1 protein-coding gene is annotated in these 449 nt (G+C 47.2%); it reads left to right on the top strand.

The features are described from left to right. Window positions 1–226: 226 nt before the first annotated feature. On the top strand, window positions 227–449 hold a 223-nt coding region (locus tag KNP86_RS15595), incomplete at its 3' end, for a YolD-like family protein (RefSeq protein WP_251130545.1).

Genomic DNA, 449 nt, shown 5'->3' with positions numbered 1-449 from the left:
CAGGCTTCCGTAGCCAACGAGCGAAAAGCCTCGCTTTGAGCCTAAAGCGAAGGAAGACGGGCCGGAGGGCGCGTCATTTTTTTGACGTCCCTTGCACCGAAGACCAGCGAGCTAGAGTACGGAAACAGGACGCACGGATTACCAATCACGAAAAAGGCTGTTCAAACGGGACAAATCGGGTATAAAATAAGAACAAACGTTCGTTTTATTGAGAGGGGTAATTATTATGACGATGTATCGCGATCGGGGCGAATTGAAATGGATCCCATTCCTCATGCCCGAGCACAAGGCGCTACTGACGAAATACTATAAAGAGATTCAAAAAATTGAGATGCCAGATATCGATGAACAGGTCCTATCGGTCTATGAGAATGTGCTGAACGACGCGATCTTCAGCGGAGATTTGGTAGAGGTAAAATATGTGGAGAAGCGGGAGATGAAACGATTCA

Origin of the sequence: Exiguobacterium sp. s16 (assembly GCF_018618115.1) — a bacterium.
Classification (GTDB): domain Bacteria; phylum Bacillota; class Bacilli; order Exiguobacteriales; family Exiguobacteriaceae; genus Exiguobacterium; species Exiguobacterium mexicanum_A.
This window is presented reverse-complemented; position numbering and strand designations above follow the sequence as displayed.